Origin of the sequence: Sedimenticola hydrogenitrophicus (assembly GCF_025175675.1) — a bacterium.
Taxonomy (GTDB): domain Bacteria; phylum Pseudomonadota; class Gammaproteobacteria; order Chromatiales; family Chromatiaceae; genus Sedimenticola; species Sedimenticola hydrogenitrophicus.
In genome coordinates this window covers 1-13,770 of the sequence record NZ_JANIOA010000017.1, presented here as the reverse complement: position 1 = coordinate 13,770, position 13,770 = coordinate 1, and the positions used below count along the sequence as shown (strand labels likewise).

The following is a 13,770-nucleotide window of genomic DNA, read 5'->3' as shown; positions in this document are numbered from 1 at the left end:
CAAGACCGGATAGCAACAGAAGAACACAGCATGCCCAAGCCACCCCGCATCAGTGACCGCCGCACCCTCAATGAAACCGGCATCTTTCATATCGAAGAGATCGACCTGGAGTTCGCCAACGGCCAGCGGCGCACTTACCAGCGGGTGGTGGGCTCGGACGAGGGGGCGGTGCTGGTGGTGCCCATGCTGGATGCCGACACCCTGCTGCTGATCCGCGAATACGCCGCCGGGGTCAATCGTTATGAACTGGCCTTCCCGAAGGGCCATATCGAACCGGGCGAAGACCCGCTCAGCGCGGGCAACCGGGAGCTGCGGGAGGAGACCGGCTATGCGGCCCGGCAGCTGGAGCTGCTCAGCTCGGTCAGCGTGGCCCCGGGCTATATCTACCACTCCACCCATATCGTGCTGGCGCGGGAGCTCTATCCGCAACCCCTGCCGGGCGACGAACCGGAGCCGATCGAGGTGGTGGAGTGGCGACTGGCCGCGTTCGACGAACTGCTGGCGCAGGAGGATTTCACCGAGGCCCGCTCGCAACTGGCCCTGTACCTGGCGCGGGACCGGCTGCAACGCGACAGGTAACACGGCGCACCCTACCGGGCCGCAGCCCTAACGACAAAACGCCCGCAGGTAGTCAGTCTGCCGGCGACGCTGGCGGCGCAGCCGTTCGCCCCGTGACGGCTTGTAGCCGTGGCGCAGCTCCGCCTCGATCTGCTCGACACGCTGTTTCGCCCGCCAGCATGCCTGCTCCTGCCGGCGCGCCTCCCGGGCGGCCCGGGACAGGGCCGCCTGATCTCCGGACCCCGACTTGGCCGGGCGCTTTTTGCGGGGGGCCGGCTGTTCCGCGGGGCGCGCCGCCCACTCGGTGGTGCGAACATCCAGCTCGACCGCCTCGCCCTGGGTGCAGGCTATCTGCTGGAAAATCACCCCGCCGCTGCCGTCCGGACAGCGGAACACCCCGGCGACCAGTGCCGCGGGGCACAGCAGACCTATGAAAAGCGTGACCCGGAACCCCGCAAACCGTGTCCTGCCGCGCGCTTTGAGGCCATCCCGCCCCGACTGATCGCTCATCCGTGAAACGAATGGCACTAAGTTAAGCCCAGAGCCCCCGTCATCCCGGCGAATGCCGGGATCCAGAACCCGCATCCGCGGTGAATTCATGGATTCCATCCTCAGGTCCGTAAACGGTGCATCCCTGCACCACTCCTCCGGCCTGCGCCGGAATGACGAAAAAATGGACTCCTGCCTTAACTTAGTGCTATTCATCCCTGAAACTCCTTACTCTACTGTTGTCACACACTGTCACTGGCACAAACCGCAACTCCGGGTATTATGTACATGGACAAACTCAAGCCCAGCCGCGGATGGTCGACAGCATGCCCAAGCCACCTCCCAACCCGTCGTTCTCGGACCTGGCCTTCATCAATCGCCAGCTCAGGCAGCGGCTGGACAGTCTCACCCGCGAGGCACACCACAACGAGGAGGTGTTGAAGCGGTTCCATGACCGCGAACTGACCCTGCTGGCCACCGAATCCCTGCCGCAACTGCTCGACTGCCTGATCGATGGCATGAAGTCCTCCTTCGACCTGCCCGACATCCAGCTGATACTGCATGATCCAGACCACGAACTGAGGCACCTGCTGCTGCATTCCGGGATCGAGCCGGACAGCCTCAGTGATATCCGTTTCGTCGATCAGATCACCACCTTCTCACCCAGGCATGCCCGTTACAAGGCGCCCTGGCTCGGCCCTTACCAGGCGCAGGAGCACGCCCCCCTGTTTCCGACGGCCAGCAACCTGCGCAGCATCGCCATCCTGCCCATGATCCGGCGCAGCCAGCTAGTCGGCTTCATCGGCCTGGGTAGCCACGACCCCGAGCGCTTCACCCGCCGGCACGCCAGCGACTTCCTCAACCGCCTGGCCACCATCAGCGCCATCTGCCTGGAGAACACCGCCAACCGCGAACACCTGGTGATCGCCGGGCTCACCGACGCCCTCACCGGGCTGCACAACCGCCGCTACCTGGAACGCCGCCTCGAAGAGGAGGTCACCCGGGCGTTGCGTTACCAGTACCCGTTGAGCTGCCTGTTTATCGATGCCGACCATTTCAAGCAGGTCAATGACCGGCATGGCCACGGTGCCGGCGACAGCGTGCTGCGCGAACTGGCGCTCAGGGTCAAGGAGTGCCTGCGGCTGTCCGATATCGCCACCCGCTTCGGCGGTGAGGAGTTCACCCTGCTGCTGCCGCAGACCGGGGCCGCCGAGGCCTGCAACCTGGCGGAACGCATACGTGACAGGATCCAGGCCAAGCCGATCGCCCTGCATGGCGGCGAAACGGTTGATGTCACGATCTCCATCGGGGTGGCCGCCCTGCGGCCCGACGACGACGGCGACAGCCAGGCGATCGGCCAGCGGCTGCTCGACGCCGCCGACCGTGCGCTCTATACCGCCAAGTCAGCCGGGCGCAACCGGGTACAACTGGCGAGCCCCGCCAGCATGCCGGAAAAACATCGTGAGATAACTGAAATAAACGACTGACCTGCTGTAGGGGTTATCTGAAATCGAGACGCGGAAGCGTAGCCCGGATGAAGCCAGCACCACAGAAACGGGGAGTTAAGCACAGGGGCTGGCGGCGTAATCCGGGGAGTGGGGCAAGCGTCGTGCAGTGCCCTGGATTCCGCCCGTCCGGGATTGAGTATCCATTGGAGTTTCGTGGTGCGGGCTTCATCCAGGCTACAGTGCTGATCACTGCCTTTACCGGGACCCCGCGTCACTTTTTATTCTTGAGCAGGGACCCCAGATCGGCAAACGGATTGTAGGTCGTGGTCTTGTTCCCGGTGTCGGAGGCGGCATCGCCATGCGCCGCATCGATATAGCGCGAGTGCTCGTTGTCATGGCAATAGAGGCACAGCAACTCCCAGTTGCTGCCGTCCGGCGGGTTGTTGTCGTGATTGTGATCCCGGTGGTGCACCGTCAGTTCATGCAGATTGGCCCGGGTGAACTCGCGCGCACAACGCCCGCATACCCAGGGGTACAGCTTCAGCGCCTGCTCACGATAGCCTTTCTCGCGCGCTTCACGCGCCTGGCGGGCCTCGGCCACCACCCGATCGAGCCGGGACTTGGAATGTTCTGTTGCCATGATTGCACCCGGTGGTCAGTCTGTTACCCCTTTTTTAGCACAGGCGAGCAGATTCATGAAGGCCTTCGGCTCCAGCGGCGAACCGAAGTAACTACCCTGGACCTGTCCGCAACCGTACTCCCGCAGGCGTTGTTCCTGGCAGTGCCTCTCCACCCCCGCCGCGGCAACCGTCATCTCCAGCCCCTGCCCCAGTCCGAGCACGGCACGGACCATCGCCATACCCTCCGCCACGGGGGAACAGTCCGCGATCAGCGAGTGGTCGAGCTTGAGCTTGCCCACCGGCAACCGGTTCAGGGTGGCGAGCGCGCACTGGCCGGCGCCGAACCCGTCGATGGCGAGGCGCACGCCCACGGCATGCAGCGCGTCCAGTTCATCCAGGTCCTGTCGGCTGATACGCATGAGATCCCGTTCGGCAAGCGCCAGCTCCAGGTGTTCCGGCGGCAGGCCGGTCTCCGCCAGCAGCCGGGAGACGGTCGCCACGATATCGCCGCGTTGCACCTGAACCACCGAGAGACTGGCGGTCAGGGTCACCCCTTCCCGGCCGGCATTCAGCCAGCCCCTTGCATGGTGGCACGCCTGTTCCAGCACCCAGGCGCCCAGCGGCAGGATCAGCCCGGTCTCCTCGGCGATGGGAATGAACCGCTCCGACGGGATCGGACCAAGACGGGGATGCGGCCAATGCAACAGCGCCTCGACGCCGACCAGCGCCAGGTCGGGCAGCCGGTACACCGGTTGATAGCGGATGGAAAGGGTCTGCTCATCCAGCGCCTGGCGCAGATCCCGCTCCAGGCGCATGCGTTGACTGGTCTGCTCGGTGAGTTGCGCCTCGAAGAAGCGGAAGCAGCCGCGCCCGCGCTCCTTGGCCTGATACAGTGCCATATCGGCATGCTTGATCAGACTCTCCACATCCTCACCGTGATCGGGATAGAGACCGATGCCGATGGAGGTGCCGATGGTCAGGGTATGCTCGCGCAGGGCAAAGGGACGGGCGAACGCGGCCAGCAACTTTTGCGCGGTCGCCCGGACATTCTCTTCACTGTCGATATCCTCCAGCAGGATGACGAACTCATCGCCGCCCAGCCGGGCCACCGTATCCTGTTCCCGCAGGGTCTGCTGCAGGCGTTGCGCGACCGCCTGCAACAGTTCATCCCCCACCGGATGGCCCAGGCTGTCGTTGACATGTTTGAAGTGATCCAGGTCGAGGAACAGCAGGGCGAACCGCCCGCGCTCCCGCTTCGCCCGCGCCACCGCCCGCTCGCAGCGGTCCAGCAACAGGGCGCGGTTGGGCAAGCCGGTCAACACGTCGTAGTGGGCCAGGCGCTGAATACGCGCCTCGGAGGCCTTCTGCGCCGAGATGTCGTAGAAAATGCCGATGTAGTGACTCACCTCGCCCGAGTAGCCACGCACCGCCGAGATGCTTTGCCAGACCGGCACCATCTTGCCATCCTTGCGACGGTCCCAGATTTCCCCCTCCCACTTGCCCTCGTTGCGCAGGGCGCTCCACAACTCGCGGTAGAACGCCGCGTCGTGATGCTCCGACCTGAGCAGAGCGGGGGTCCGGCCCAGCGCCTCCCTGGCGGTAAAGCCGGTGATCTCGCTGAAGGCGCGGTTGACCCCGCGGATACGCCCGTCCGGTTCGGTGATGAGGATGCCGTTGAGGCTGTTGTCGAACACACTGGCCGCCAGCCTCAGCTCCTCCTCGGCCTGCCGCCGGTCGGTAATGTCCTGCACCGTGCCATGCGATCGCAGAGGATTACCCTCTGCATCGTAGCGGGTGACGCAGCGCTCGTTGACCCACTTTACCCGCCCGCCGGGCAGCAGCAGGCGATGCACGATGTCATAGGGTTGGCGTGTCTTCAGCGAGGTGGCGAAGGCCTCATCCACCTGGGTGCGGTCATCCGGGTGAATAAGGGCGAGAAAGGCCGCATAGGAGGCGGCAAACTGTTTCGGATCCAGCTCGAAAATCCGGTACACCTCCGGTGACCAGCTCAGCTCGTTACTGCGCAGATCCAGCTCCCAGCTCCCCAGGTGGGCGATCCGCTGCGCCTCGTTGAGCCCGGCCTCGCTGGCGCGCAGGCGCTGCTCCTGCTGCTTGATCAGGGTGATATCGGCGGCACTCACCACCGCCCCCTCCTCCATGCCCTGAATACTGTAGAGCATCGCCGCACTCACCATGTAGGTGCGATAGCCACCCGCTAGCGATCCCAGGCGGTGCTCGGCACCGTACACCCCCTGGCGCCGCACCGTCTCGAACAGGGCGGAGTGCACCGGCCAGGGCAACGCCGGCAGCCGTTCAACCAGGACCGTCCGCTCCTTCGGGTGCAACCAGTCGTCCAGCGGGCGCCCCCGCAACGTCTGCTCGGTCTCTCCCAACTGCTCCCGGCACTGCTGGTTGGCCGAACGCACCAGACCGTCCGGCCCCAGCACGATGACCAGGCTGCCCACGGTGTCCATCACCCGCTGGGCGAAGGCCGCCAGACCGCGTTCGCGCTGATGGGCATCGCGCAGGGCGTTGCGTTGTTCCTCGACCTCGCGCAGCATGGCGTCGGTCTGCTCGGCCCCGGCCAGCATCTGGGTCTCGAGGGCGGTGTTGGCCAGGCGCAACGCCTCCAGCTCGTCCCGCAGCCGCTGCAGCTCTTCCCGCTCGGTCACTTCGGATACTCCAGCGGCCAGGGCAGGACAAAGCCGCCCGCCATCCAGCGACCGAGCAGGGCCGCCGCCTGCTCCACCGCCTGCGTCACCGCCGGCGACAGGCCGGAACGGAACGGGGTCACGGCCGCCATCTCGGCGGTGAGGATGCGCAGCCGTGGCGGTGCCGACTCCAGCGCGGCCAGCGCCTGCAGCAGGTAGCCGACTCCGCTGCCGTGCCCCGGCAGTGCCGACTCGACCGCGATCTCTTCCGGCAGCGGCCAGGCGAGCCGCCCGGGATGGCCGGCCGGGGCGGCGGCGTCCACCAGGATCACCTCCTCACACCCCTGAAACAGCGCCAGGGCATCCAGACCGCGCGTGCCTGCGTCAAACAGGTGCCAACCGGCCGGCCGCTCAAGCGTCGCCAGGCGCCGGTAGACGGCCGGCCCGAAACCGTCATCGCCGTGCAGGTCGTTGCCGAAACAGATCAGGTGGCGCATAAGCTCAGGGGGCCAGGCGCAGACGCCGGCCGCTCTCCAGAAAATGGACCGTGCAAACCAGGCAGGGATCGTGGGAGCGGATCAGATGCCCCACCTCGACCGGGTCGTCCGGGTCCTCTACCCGCAAGCCGATCAGGCTGCGCTCCCAGTGCCCCATCTCGCCGGCGCTGTCACGCGGCGAGGCGTTCCAGGCGGTCGGGGTGACGATCTGGTAGCGCTCCACCACACCATCCTTGAGTTCGACCCAGTGGCCCAGTGCACCGCGTGCCGCCATCACCAGGCCGCAGCCCTGGCCGTCGATCTCCGCCTCGGCGGCCGGCGCCAGGAAATGGGGCTCGTCCAGGTGGGCGGCCAGCTCATCGAGCATGTCACGCGCCCGCACCAGCTGCACCGCGGCGCGCCTGACCCGGGCAAACTGGCGCAGCCAGGCACTGCCCCCCTCGGCAGCGTGCAGGTCGCGGATCAGTGGGTCACCGGCGATGTAGAGTTCCGCCAGGGGCCCGGTCTGCACCACCCGGTCGCCGTAGCGCGGCGCCTTGGCCCAGGTGTAGCGGTCGGTGCCCGGCTGAAAATCGGGTATCGTCTCACCCTGATAGGGGTGGCGTCCGCCCGTGTAGGGCTTGAACCAGGAGTAGCGTACGTGTTCGTTGATCAGCCCCTGATCCAGGGGGGACACCTGACCGCTGTCGCCGTCGTAGAAGCCGCCCGGCGCCAGATGGGCGTCGTAGGGCGGTCCCCAGCGCTGCGGATCGCACCAGGCGCCGAAGGAGATCATGTGCGGTGTGCCCGCACCCAGCCGATGCATCTCCAGGGAGCGGGTGAATGCGCACATCAGGCCGAGGGCACCGGCGGCCGGCCCCGGCCGCTCCAGCCAGGCGAACAACTCGGTGGCGCTCGCCAGCGCCAGCCACTCCTCCAGGGGCGCGCCGAGGATGCGCCGCTCGTACCATTCGCGCAGCTCATCCAGGACCGCCCGACAGGCCAGCAGGCGCCGCGCATCCGGCGGTGTCACCACGCCGCCCGGCAGCATGTAGGAGGAGTGGGGCCACTGGCCGCCGAAATGGGCCACGATCTCCAGCACGCGCCGGGTCATGGTCAGGGTCTCGCGATGCAGCTCGCCCTTGAATGGCTCGAACGCCGCCATCAGCCGCTCGAACAGCGGGTGGCCGCTGTAGCGGGGGTGGCAGAAATCCGGGGTGAAAAACAGGAACGTCTGGCGCAGGTCGTTCTGGATCCCCTCGGCCATCAGGCAGAGGTTGCGGATACGCGTGGCGTTGGCCGGCACCGGCAGCCTCCAGATCTGTTCCAGCGCCAGCACTGCTGCGTAGAGATGGGCGGTACCGCAGATGCCGCACACCCGCGGCGTAATCACCATGGCGTCGCGCGGCGTACGCCCCACCAGAATCTGTTCAAAGCCGCGATAGAGGCTGCCCACGGTCCGGGCATCCACCACCACTCCGTCCTCCAGGGTGACGCCGATGGTCAGGTCGCCCTCCACCCGGTTCAGCTCTAGATTCACTTCGATACGTGCCATCTCAGGGCTCCATCTCCTTGTCCCGCACCCGCTGCGGCGCGGCCGCGCGGGCCAGGTTCTTGTAGGCCATGTAGCGTGGTCGCTCCACTCCCAGCGGCAGGCGCAGCGGCACCTCGCCGATCTTTTCGGTGCGGAACAGGTCGTTGTCACGGGGGAAATCCGGCGAGGTGCAGCCGAAGCAGGGGACCCCGGCGCGAGTCTTGCTGCTGACCCCGTTCCAGAGATCGCTGTTGCAGACGGCGCGGGTCAGCGGCCCCTGACACCCCAGATTGAAGAACAGGCAGGCGCGCCCCCCCGGCTGGTGATCCTCGATATCATATTCGTGATACTCGTTGCGGGTACAACCCTGGTGTACCACCGTGCTGAAATGGGTGAGCGGCCGGTTCAGTTCATCCAGTTTCAGCGGCAATCCGGCCGCCAGCCAGGCCAGGGTCTGGGTCATGGCGTGGGGATGGGCCGGGCAACCGGCCACGTTGATCACCGGCAGGCCCCGCTGCGAGCGCCAATCGGGCGCAAACAACCCGCCCGGCTGGGCTCGGTCGAACTGCAGCCCGATACAGTCGCCCGGATTGGGGGTGGCGGCGTGCACGCCGCCGAACGCGGCACAGGTGCCCATGGCCACCACCACCCCGGCACGGACCGCGAGTTCGCGTGCGATCTCCATCTTGGCCCGGCCCTGGTAGCTGTCGTAAAGCCCTGTGCCACGCGGGGCGGTGACAATACTGCCCTCCACGCAGAGGATATCCAGGGACTGCCGGCCGCTCACAATCCGTTCGATCAGTTCATCATGATGGCGCATGGCATGGTGCGAGAGCGAGGGGTGCCAGAGCAACTCCACGCCATGGCTGGAGAACAGCTGCTCCACACTGGGGGATTCGGCACTGAGGATGGCCAGGGAATCACCCCCGCAGGCACCGGTCTGAAGCCAGAAGAGGGTTGCCATAAATGCTCCTGCAACAATGCGTCTGCATGAAGCGGCCGCTTGTTCACTTGTATCCCTACAAACAGGGTCACTGCACGGAGTCAACGCGAGGTCTATCGGTACGCCACCCCAATCCGGATGCCGTCAATTGAATTAAGCGGCCGGCGCCAGCCGACCTTTAGCCAAAACCCATTGCGGACCGGCGGAAAAATCAGTCGCGATTGAAACCATTCGCCCCAATCGACAGGCAGCGCCATACCACCCGCAGGAACAGTTCAGCCCCGATGGGGAGCAGCGCCTCGGGGAAGGCGTAGTGGTGGTCGTGCAGGTCCGGCGCGTTGGTCCCGGCACCAAGCCCGAACAGCGCTCCTTGGCAGGTCGCGGTGAAATGGCCGAAGTCCTCCGACCAGCGGAACGGTTGGTCGATTTCCAGCACGGCGTCGTCACCGGCACAGGCACGGACGATTTCCACCGCCCGTGGCGCATTGACCGTAGCGGGGAACACGTCGTCGTATTCGATGGCATGGTCGAGCCCGTCCATGGCGGCCGCTTCGGTTACGATCGCCTCGGCCTGGCGGATCAGGCCGGCCATGGCTTGATCGGTCCCGGCGCGCAGGGTGGCCCAGATATCCGCTCGCCCCGGCGCCGTGCCGAAGGCCATCACCTCCGCCGGCACGGCCCCGCCAGATAGGCGGGAGAAGCCCTCAATAATCCGACACATGGCGCCGGCCGGACTGACGCCCGTCTCCGGCTGCGCCGCATGGGCGGTGGCCCCGTTCAGGGTGATGCCGATGCCACGCGAGGCCGAACTGAACGCTCCGGAACGCAGGATCACCTGTCCCAGCGGAAAGCCGGGCAGGTTGTGCAGGGCGAAGGCGAAGTCCGGGGCCAGTGCGGCAAAGCGGGGATCGGCGAGGATTGCCATGTGCCCGTCATGGCCGCATTGATGGCCGACGCCAGCGACCCGCGAACGGTCGCTGTGAGCTTCGGACTCGTGGACCGGCAGCGCATCCAGCTCGGCGCGCAGCAGCACCGTGGGTCCCGCATCACGGCCTTGAAAAACCACCGCGACACCATGGCCACCCAGTTGCTCCAGCAACCCATCGGGCGCCAGCCGCCGGAAAAAGCCCACCAGGCGCGCGGCGGTCCCCGCCTCGCTGCCGGAGAGTTCAGGATACTGATGAAGCGCGCGCCGCAGCTCGAATATCTCATTCATCGGAGGGTGTCCGTAAACCGGTATCAGCGGTTGTGGTCACTGCATTCCGAACGCCGGCACGAGCCAGCAGCACCCCGCCGAACAGGGCAGCGGCCAGCAGGCCGAGATCCTGGGGTACGCCCAGAAGCAGGGCGGCCTGGACACCAACCAGCGACCACAGGATCGGGACGATCAGGACGCCGCGCGGATGGGGCGTCTCCAGCAGTCCGAGCAGGCCGATAGTGAAAATAGTCGTCGGACACGGCAGTCCAAACGTGACCAAGTTGGGATAACGATGGCCGGCCCCCCAGGACCAGAGCGGGTACAGCACCAAGGCGAAGCCAATGAGTGCGCCTCCGGTCCAGGCGTGCCCATCCCCCGTCCAATGGAACCGCAGGCGCCGCCGGACCACTCCCTGCCACAGAAATGCGAGTGCCCCGATCAGCGAGACGGCGGAAAATGGCCAGGCCAGGGGATTGATGCGAGTGAAGTACAGCAGATGGTAGGCCAGTGCCAGCCAGGCCCAGAGGAAGGCGAGGATTAGCGACACGCCGACCCCGGCTGCCGGCGCGGAGCGGCGACGCGGGTTGACCGCCAATGCGACCGCCAGCGACGCCAGCCCCACCAGCAGCCATTGCACTGGCCAGAACGCCTCGTTGTATTGGACGAACAGGTCGATAAACGCCTCACGGCTGAATGGCAACTGCATCGTCTCCTCTCACACCAACGGTCCGGTCAACAGCGCGGATACTGGACATCCATCATTTATTTCGGGGTAGGATCAGTCCTTGTTCACGGCATCGTTATGATCATTGCATACTCATAAGCACCGAATTCCCAGTACTTTTTTCCCGGACTTCGGGGGCCTATCCAGTTCGTTGCCAAGAGCTCTTTGGCCACATAGTGATTGAGGAAGCCGTGACCAACGAAAAGAACACTATCGTGTTCGGCCGCTAATTCGATAAGCTTGTTCGAGGCCATTCTTGCTCGGGCTTTCGCCTTTGAAAATGATTCAGTGTTTTTCGAAAAGCCAAGAAACCACAGAGTTCGAAGTACGGTGACCCATAGTTTGAGCGGCAGCTTGATAGGTGCGTGATCAAAATATGGCAGATTCATCTCTCTAATAACCGGAGATGAATAATGTATTTCATTTGCTCCAAGCGCCTCTGCCGATTGAACGGAACGCGGCAAATCGCTACAAACCACGAACCCATGATGATTGATCAGATTACGAGATTCATCAGGTGGGCTTCCGACAATGCCCGCTGAATCGTATGCGCTTTCGAGACTTCTGAACTCAGAGCCTCTAACGCTCCTTTGCCATTCAAAGTTGGGCTGGCCGTGTCTTAGTATGGTGATACGCACTTTATCCTTCCTGAACATAACGCCGCAAGCAGCCGGGCGGCTTTATCGCGTCGGCCTGCCTTGCCTTGTTATGGGTGTTTTGGCACAATATACCAATATTTGGTACAGGAGGCTCCCCATGGCTAGAAATACCAGCATTACGCTTGGCCCCCACTTTGACGAGTTTATAGCCACTCAGGTTGAGAATGGCCGCTATAGCTCGGCGAGCGAGGTAGTACGTGCCGGACTGCGCCTGCTTGAAGAAACGGAAAGTAAGCTTGAACGGCTCCGACGCCTCCTGGATGAAGGCGAGCAGAGCGGAATAGCAGACTATTCCCTTGAAAGTGTTATTGCGGAACTGGACAACGAAGCTCACTGATGCGTCCATACCTGCTCACTGCCGCCGCCCGAAAAGATATTGTCGATATAGGCCGCTTTACCACCGAAAAGTGGGGAAAGCGCAAACGCGATAAATACCTCAAGCAGCTTGACGATGCTTTCAAGCTGCTTGCTCGCCAACCTGATATTGGCCGCGATGCGGATGACATAAAGCCAGGGAACAAAAAGTTCAGTCAGGGCAGTCATATCATCTTTTACCGAGCCGGTACGGAATCCAGGATCGTTGTTATCCGAATTCTCCACAACAGTATGGATGTGGATCAGCACCTCTAACCCCCATAACGAGCCTGTCGAAAAACCAGTTTGAAGCAAACCGGTTTCTGGCTGGAGAATTTTCGACTTCGCTCTTTCATGGTTTTTGTTAATTGATCGGTGATTTCATTTTTTGGCGATTACTCCGCCATTATTCGCTTGTTTCTACGCCCATTCCCATCCAGAACGGTGGATCTTCAGGATATTGTGTAACATCATCATCAACTTCCATTGCCCATCCACCTTGCGCTTGCCTCTTAGGCTAAATCGCTTGATGCCGATAGCATCGGTAATATGCCCAAATACCGGCTCCACGGTTCCCAGTCGCTGGCTATAGATATGTCTGCCTTCCGGACTGTCGATCTTGCGCTTCATCCGTTCGATGATGCCGTCCTTTTGCTCCTGTGTGATATCCAGTGCAACATTGATCTGGCGTGGCGTCTTCTGGTTTTGGGATCGCAAGCAACGCTTTCGAAGACCACAGTCGTTGCAGTCTTTCTCATAGCCCTGAAACTGCATGAACAGGTGATGGCCAATTCTGGCACGCCGGGCCTTCAACCACATCGCCTTGCCCGCTGGACAGTGGCAGGTCTCCCTTTTGCGGTCGATGATGAATTCATTCTGGCTGAAACGTTCTTTGTCCTGGCGCTTGTTTCGTTCCTTGGGGGTTTTGTGGTCCTTGAAACGGGGATCGCGTGAACGGAATCCGGTATCGGCCAGATAGGCATCGATACCCTCCGTTTCCAGGTATTCCAGCATCTCCCGATTGTGGTAACCCGAGTCCGCGGTGATCTTGGTTTTCTTCAGTTGCTTTTCTGAGGTGGTTTCTGCGAGGGACTCTCTGACCCCTTCCATTACCGGTTTCAACAAGCCATGTTCCTGACCCTGACCAAAGGCTTCGGCATGCACCACGATTTGGTATTGGCTGTCCACCGCCGCTACGCCGGTATAGCCCTGAATGACACCATGACTGGTCTTCATCTTGGCGCTTTCGTTGTCAGTGATGTTGCTCTTCACCGTTTTTCCGCTTACCCCTTTGCGCTCGGTTTCGGTATCGAGAAAACGTTTGATCTTACGTGATACCGCCCGCAGTTTCTTGATCTGCTCCTGCTCTCTGGCCTGGATGTCGGGTGATTGCTCTGCATTGTCCTGTTCACGATGTCGCTGCAACATGCGACGAACGGCTCGATCGATCTTTTGCCGTTTCTTTTTCAGTTCGTCATGGGTGCCACTCCACTCCTTGGAGGCATTGGAGGGTAGCTTGCAGCCATCAATGGCGAACATCTCTTTGCCGATCAGTCCCAGTTGGTCACACATCAGCACGATCTGTCCAAACAGATCGGCGATGGATTCCGGGGAGCGGGAGATGAAGTCAGCCAGGGTACTGAAGTGGGGCTGCGTATCAGCGGAGAGCGCCATGAAGGTAATGTTCTCCCGACACAGCTTCTCAATCTGCCGGCTGCTGGTGATGCCTTTGGAGTAGGCCAGTATGATGATCTTCAGCAGCAGGCGCGGATCATAGGCCGGACGGCCATTGTCATCATTCTGGTAGTGGGCATCAAAGACCGACAGGTCCAACTCATGATCAATCAGATAAGAGAGAGAATATTCAAAACTGCCTGGCAGGATTTGGCGATCAAAGGAGACCGGGATCATCTTCATTTGATCGAAGTTGTAATCCTTATAGCGGGCCATCATCCATTTCTCACCTGCCAGTATTATTGTGCTTGTTATTTTACCCATAAATGGGGTTTTTCGACAGCCTCAACGCCTTGCTCTGCGGCATGTTACAGTTGGCGGCTTTTTTGCGAGCGAAGCGATGCGGAAAGGGTGCCAACTGTAACATGTCCGTAGCAGCAAC

General features: G+C 62.7%; 14 protein-coding genes. 4 read left to right on the top strand and 10 right to left on the bottom strand.

Annotation, left to right across the window (positions count from 1 at the left end; translation table 11 throughout):
- Positions 1-30: 30 nt before the first annotated feature.
- On the top strand, positions 31-579 hold the full coding sequence (gene nudE / locus NPX02_RS10870) for an ADP compounds hydrolase NudE (protein WP_260293586.1): 549 nt from the start codon (positions 31-33) through the stop codon (positions 577-579).
- Positions 580-606: 27 nt separating this feature from the next.
- Here nudE and NPX02_RS10865 read toward each other — a convergent pair whose 3' ends face one another.
- Positions 607-1,068: a hypothetical protein gene (locus tag NPX02_RS10865; protein ID WP_260293585.1), complete on the bottom strand. Its 462-nt coding sequence runs from the start codon at positions 1,066-1,068 to the stop codon at positions 607-609.
- Positions 1,069-1,373: 305 nt separating this feature from the next.
- Between NPX02_RS10865 and NPX02_RS10860 the strand changes: the two genes are divergently transcribed.
- A complete protein-coding gene (locus NPX02_RS10860) occupies positions 1,374-2,534 on the top strand; it encodes a GGDEF domain-containing protein (RefSeq protein WP_260293584.1) in 1,161 nt (386 codons plus the stop codon).
- A 232-nt stretch (positions 2,535-2,766) separates the two neighbouring features.
- Here the strand turns inward: NPX02_RS10860 and NPX02_RS10855 are convergent, their stop codons facing one another.
- From NPX02_RS10855 to NPX02_RS10810, 8 genes are all read right to left on the bottom strand, one after another.
- Positions 2,767-3,135 (bottom strand): YajD family HNH nuclease, encoded by a 369-nt coding sequence (locus NPX02_RS10855; RefSeq protein WP_260293583.1) that lies wholly within the window; start codon positions 3,133-3,135, stop codon positions 2,767-2,769.
- Between the two features lie 15 nt (positions 3,136-3,150).
- Complete coding sequence (locus NPX02_RS21360; protein WP_335342550.1) at positions 3,151-5,787, bottom strand: sensor domain-containing protein; 2,637 nt, start codon at positions 5,785-5,787, stop codon at positions 3,151-3,153.
- The gene (locus NPX02_RS10835) at positions 5,784-6,263 is read right to left on the bottom strand and encodes a hydrogenase maturation protease (RefSeq protein WP_260293582.1); all 480 of its coding nucleotides are present in this window, start codon (positions 6,261-6,263) and stop codon (positions 5,784-5,786) included. The genes NPX02_RS21360 and NPX02_RS10835 overlap by 4 nt, the downstream gene beginning before the upstream one ends.
- Before the next feature lie 4 nt (positions 6,264-6,267).
- Complete coding sequence (locus NPX02_RS10830; RefSeq protein WP_260293580.1) at positions 6,268-7,797, bottom strand: nickel-dependent hydrogenase large subunit; 1,530 nt, start codon at positions 7,795-7,797, stop codon at positions 6,268-6,270.
- 1 nt (position 7,798) lies between these two features.
- The gene (locus NPX02_RS10825; RefSeq protein ID WP_260293578.1) at positions 7,799-8,740 is read right to left on the bottom strand and encodes an NADH-quinone oxidoreductase subunit B family protein; all 942 of its coding nucleotides are present in this window, start codon (positions 8,738-8,740) and stop codon (positions 7,799-7,801) included.
- Between the two features lie 190 nt (positions 8,741-8,930).
- Complete coding sequence (locus NPX02_RS10820) at positions 8,931-9,935, bottom strand: M20/M25/M40 family metallo-hydrolase (RefSeq protein WP_260293576.1); 1,005 nt, start codon at positions 9,933-9,935, stop codon at positions 8,931-8,933.
- Positions 9,928-10,617, bottom strand: a complete 690-nt coding sequence (locus NPX02_RS10815) for a DUF6064 family protein (RefSeq protein WP_260293574.1) — start codon at positions 10,615-10,617, stop codon at positions 9,928-9,930. Before NPX02_RS10815 ends, NPX02_RS10820 begins: the two co-directional genes overlap by 8 nt.
- Before the next feature lie 89 nt (positions 10,618-10,706).
- A complete protein-coding gene (locus tag NPX02_RS10810) occupies positions 10,707-11,279 on the bottom strand; it encodes a histidine phosphatase family protein (RefSeq protein ID WP_260293573.1) in 573 nt (190 codons plus the stop codon).
- Between the two features lie 118 nt (positions 11,280-11,397).
- Between NPX02_RS10810 and NPX02_RS10805 the strand changes: the two genes are divergently transcribed.
- A complete protein-coding gene (locus NPX02_RS10805) occupies positions 11,398-11,637 on the top strand; it encodes a type II toxin-antitoxin system ParD family antitoxin (RefSeq protein ID WP_260293572.1) in 240 nt (79 codons plus the stop codon).
- Complete coding sequence (locus NPX02_RS10800) at positions 11,637-11,930, top strand: type II toxin-antitoxin system RelE/ParE family toxin (protein WP_260293571.1); 294 nt, start codon at positions 11,637-11,639, stop codon at positions 11,928-11,930. Before NPX02_RS10805 ends, NPX02_RS10800 begins: the two co-directional genes overlap by 1 nt.
- Positions 11,931-12,074: 144 nt before the next feature.
- Here the strand turns inward: NPX02_RS10800 and NPX02_RS10795 are convergent, their stop codons facing one another.
- Positions 12,075-13,604: an IS1182 family transposase gene (locus NPX02_RS10795; RefSeq protein WP_470423644.1), complete on the bottom strand. Its 1,530-nt coding sequence runs from the start codon at positions 13,602-13,604 to the stop codon at positions 12,075-12,077.
- Positions 13,605-13,770 lie beyond the last annotated feature (166 nt).

Coding starts and splice junctions, on each gene's coding strand:
- NPX02_RS10865 (WP_260293585.1), bottom strand. CDS start 1,068: ATGAGCGATCAGTCGGGGCGGGATGGCCTCAAAGCGCGCGGCAGGACA.
- NPX02_RS10830 (WP_260293580.1), bottom strand. CDS start 7,797: ATGGCACGTATCGAAGTGAATCTAGAGCTGAACCGGGTGGAGGGCGAC.
- NPX02_RS10855 (WP_260293583.1), bottom strand. CDS start 3,135: ATGGCAACAGAACATTCCAAGTCCCGGCTCGATCGGGTGGTGGCCGAG.
- NPX02_RS10795 (WP_470423644.1), bottom strand. CDS start 13,604: ATGGCCCGCTATAAGGATTACAACTTCGATCAAATGAAGATGATCCCG.
- NPX02_RS10860 (WP_260293584.1), top strand. CDS start 1,374: ATGCCCAAGCCACCTCCCAACCCGTCGTTCTCGGACCTGGCCTTCATC.
- NPX02_RS10800 (WP_260293571.1), top strand. CDS start 11,637: ATGCGTCCATACCTGCTCACTGCCGCCGCCCGAAAAGATATTGTCGAT.
- NPX02_RS10820 (WP_260293576.1), bottom strand. CDS start 9,935: ATGAATGAGATATTCGAGCTGCGGCGCGCGCTTCATCAGTATCCTGAA.
- NPX02_RS10835 (WP_260293582.1), bottom strand. CDS start 6,263: ATGCGCCACCTGATCTGTTTCGGCAACGACCTGCACGGCGATGACGGT.
- NPX02_RS10825 (WP_260293578.1), bottom strand. CDS start 8,740: ATGGCAACCCTCTTCTGGCTTCAGACCGGTGCCTGCGGGGGTGATTCC.
- nudE (WP_260293586.1), top strand. CDS start 31: ATGCCCAAGCCACCCCGCATCAGTGACCGCCGCACCCTCAATGAAACC.
- NPX02_RS10805 (WP_260293572.1), top strand. CDS start 11,398: ATGGCTAGAAATACCAGCATTACGCTTGGCCCCCACTTTGACGAGTTT.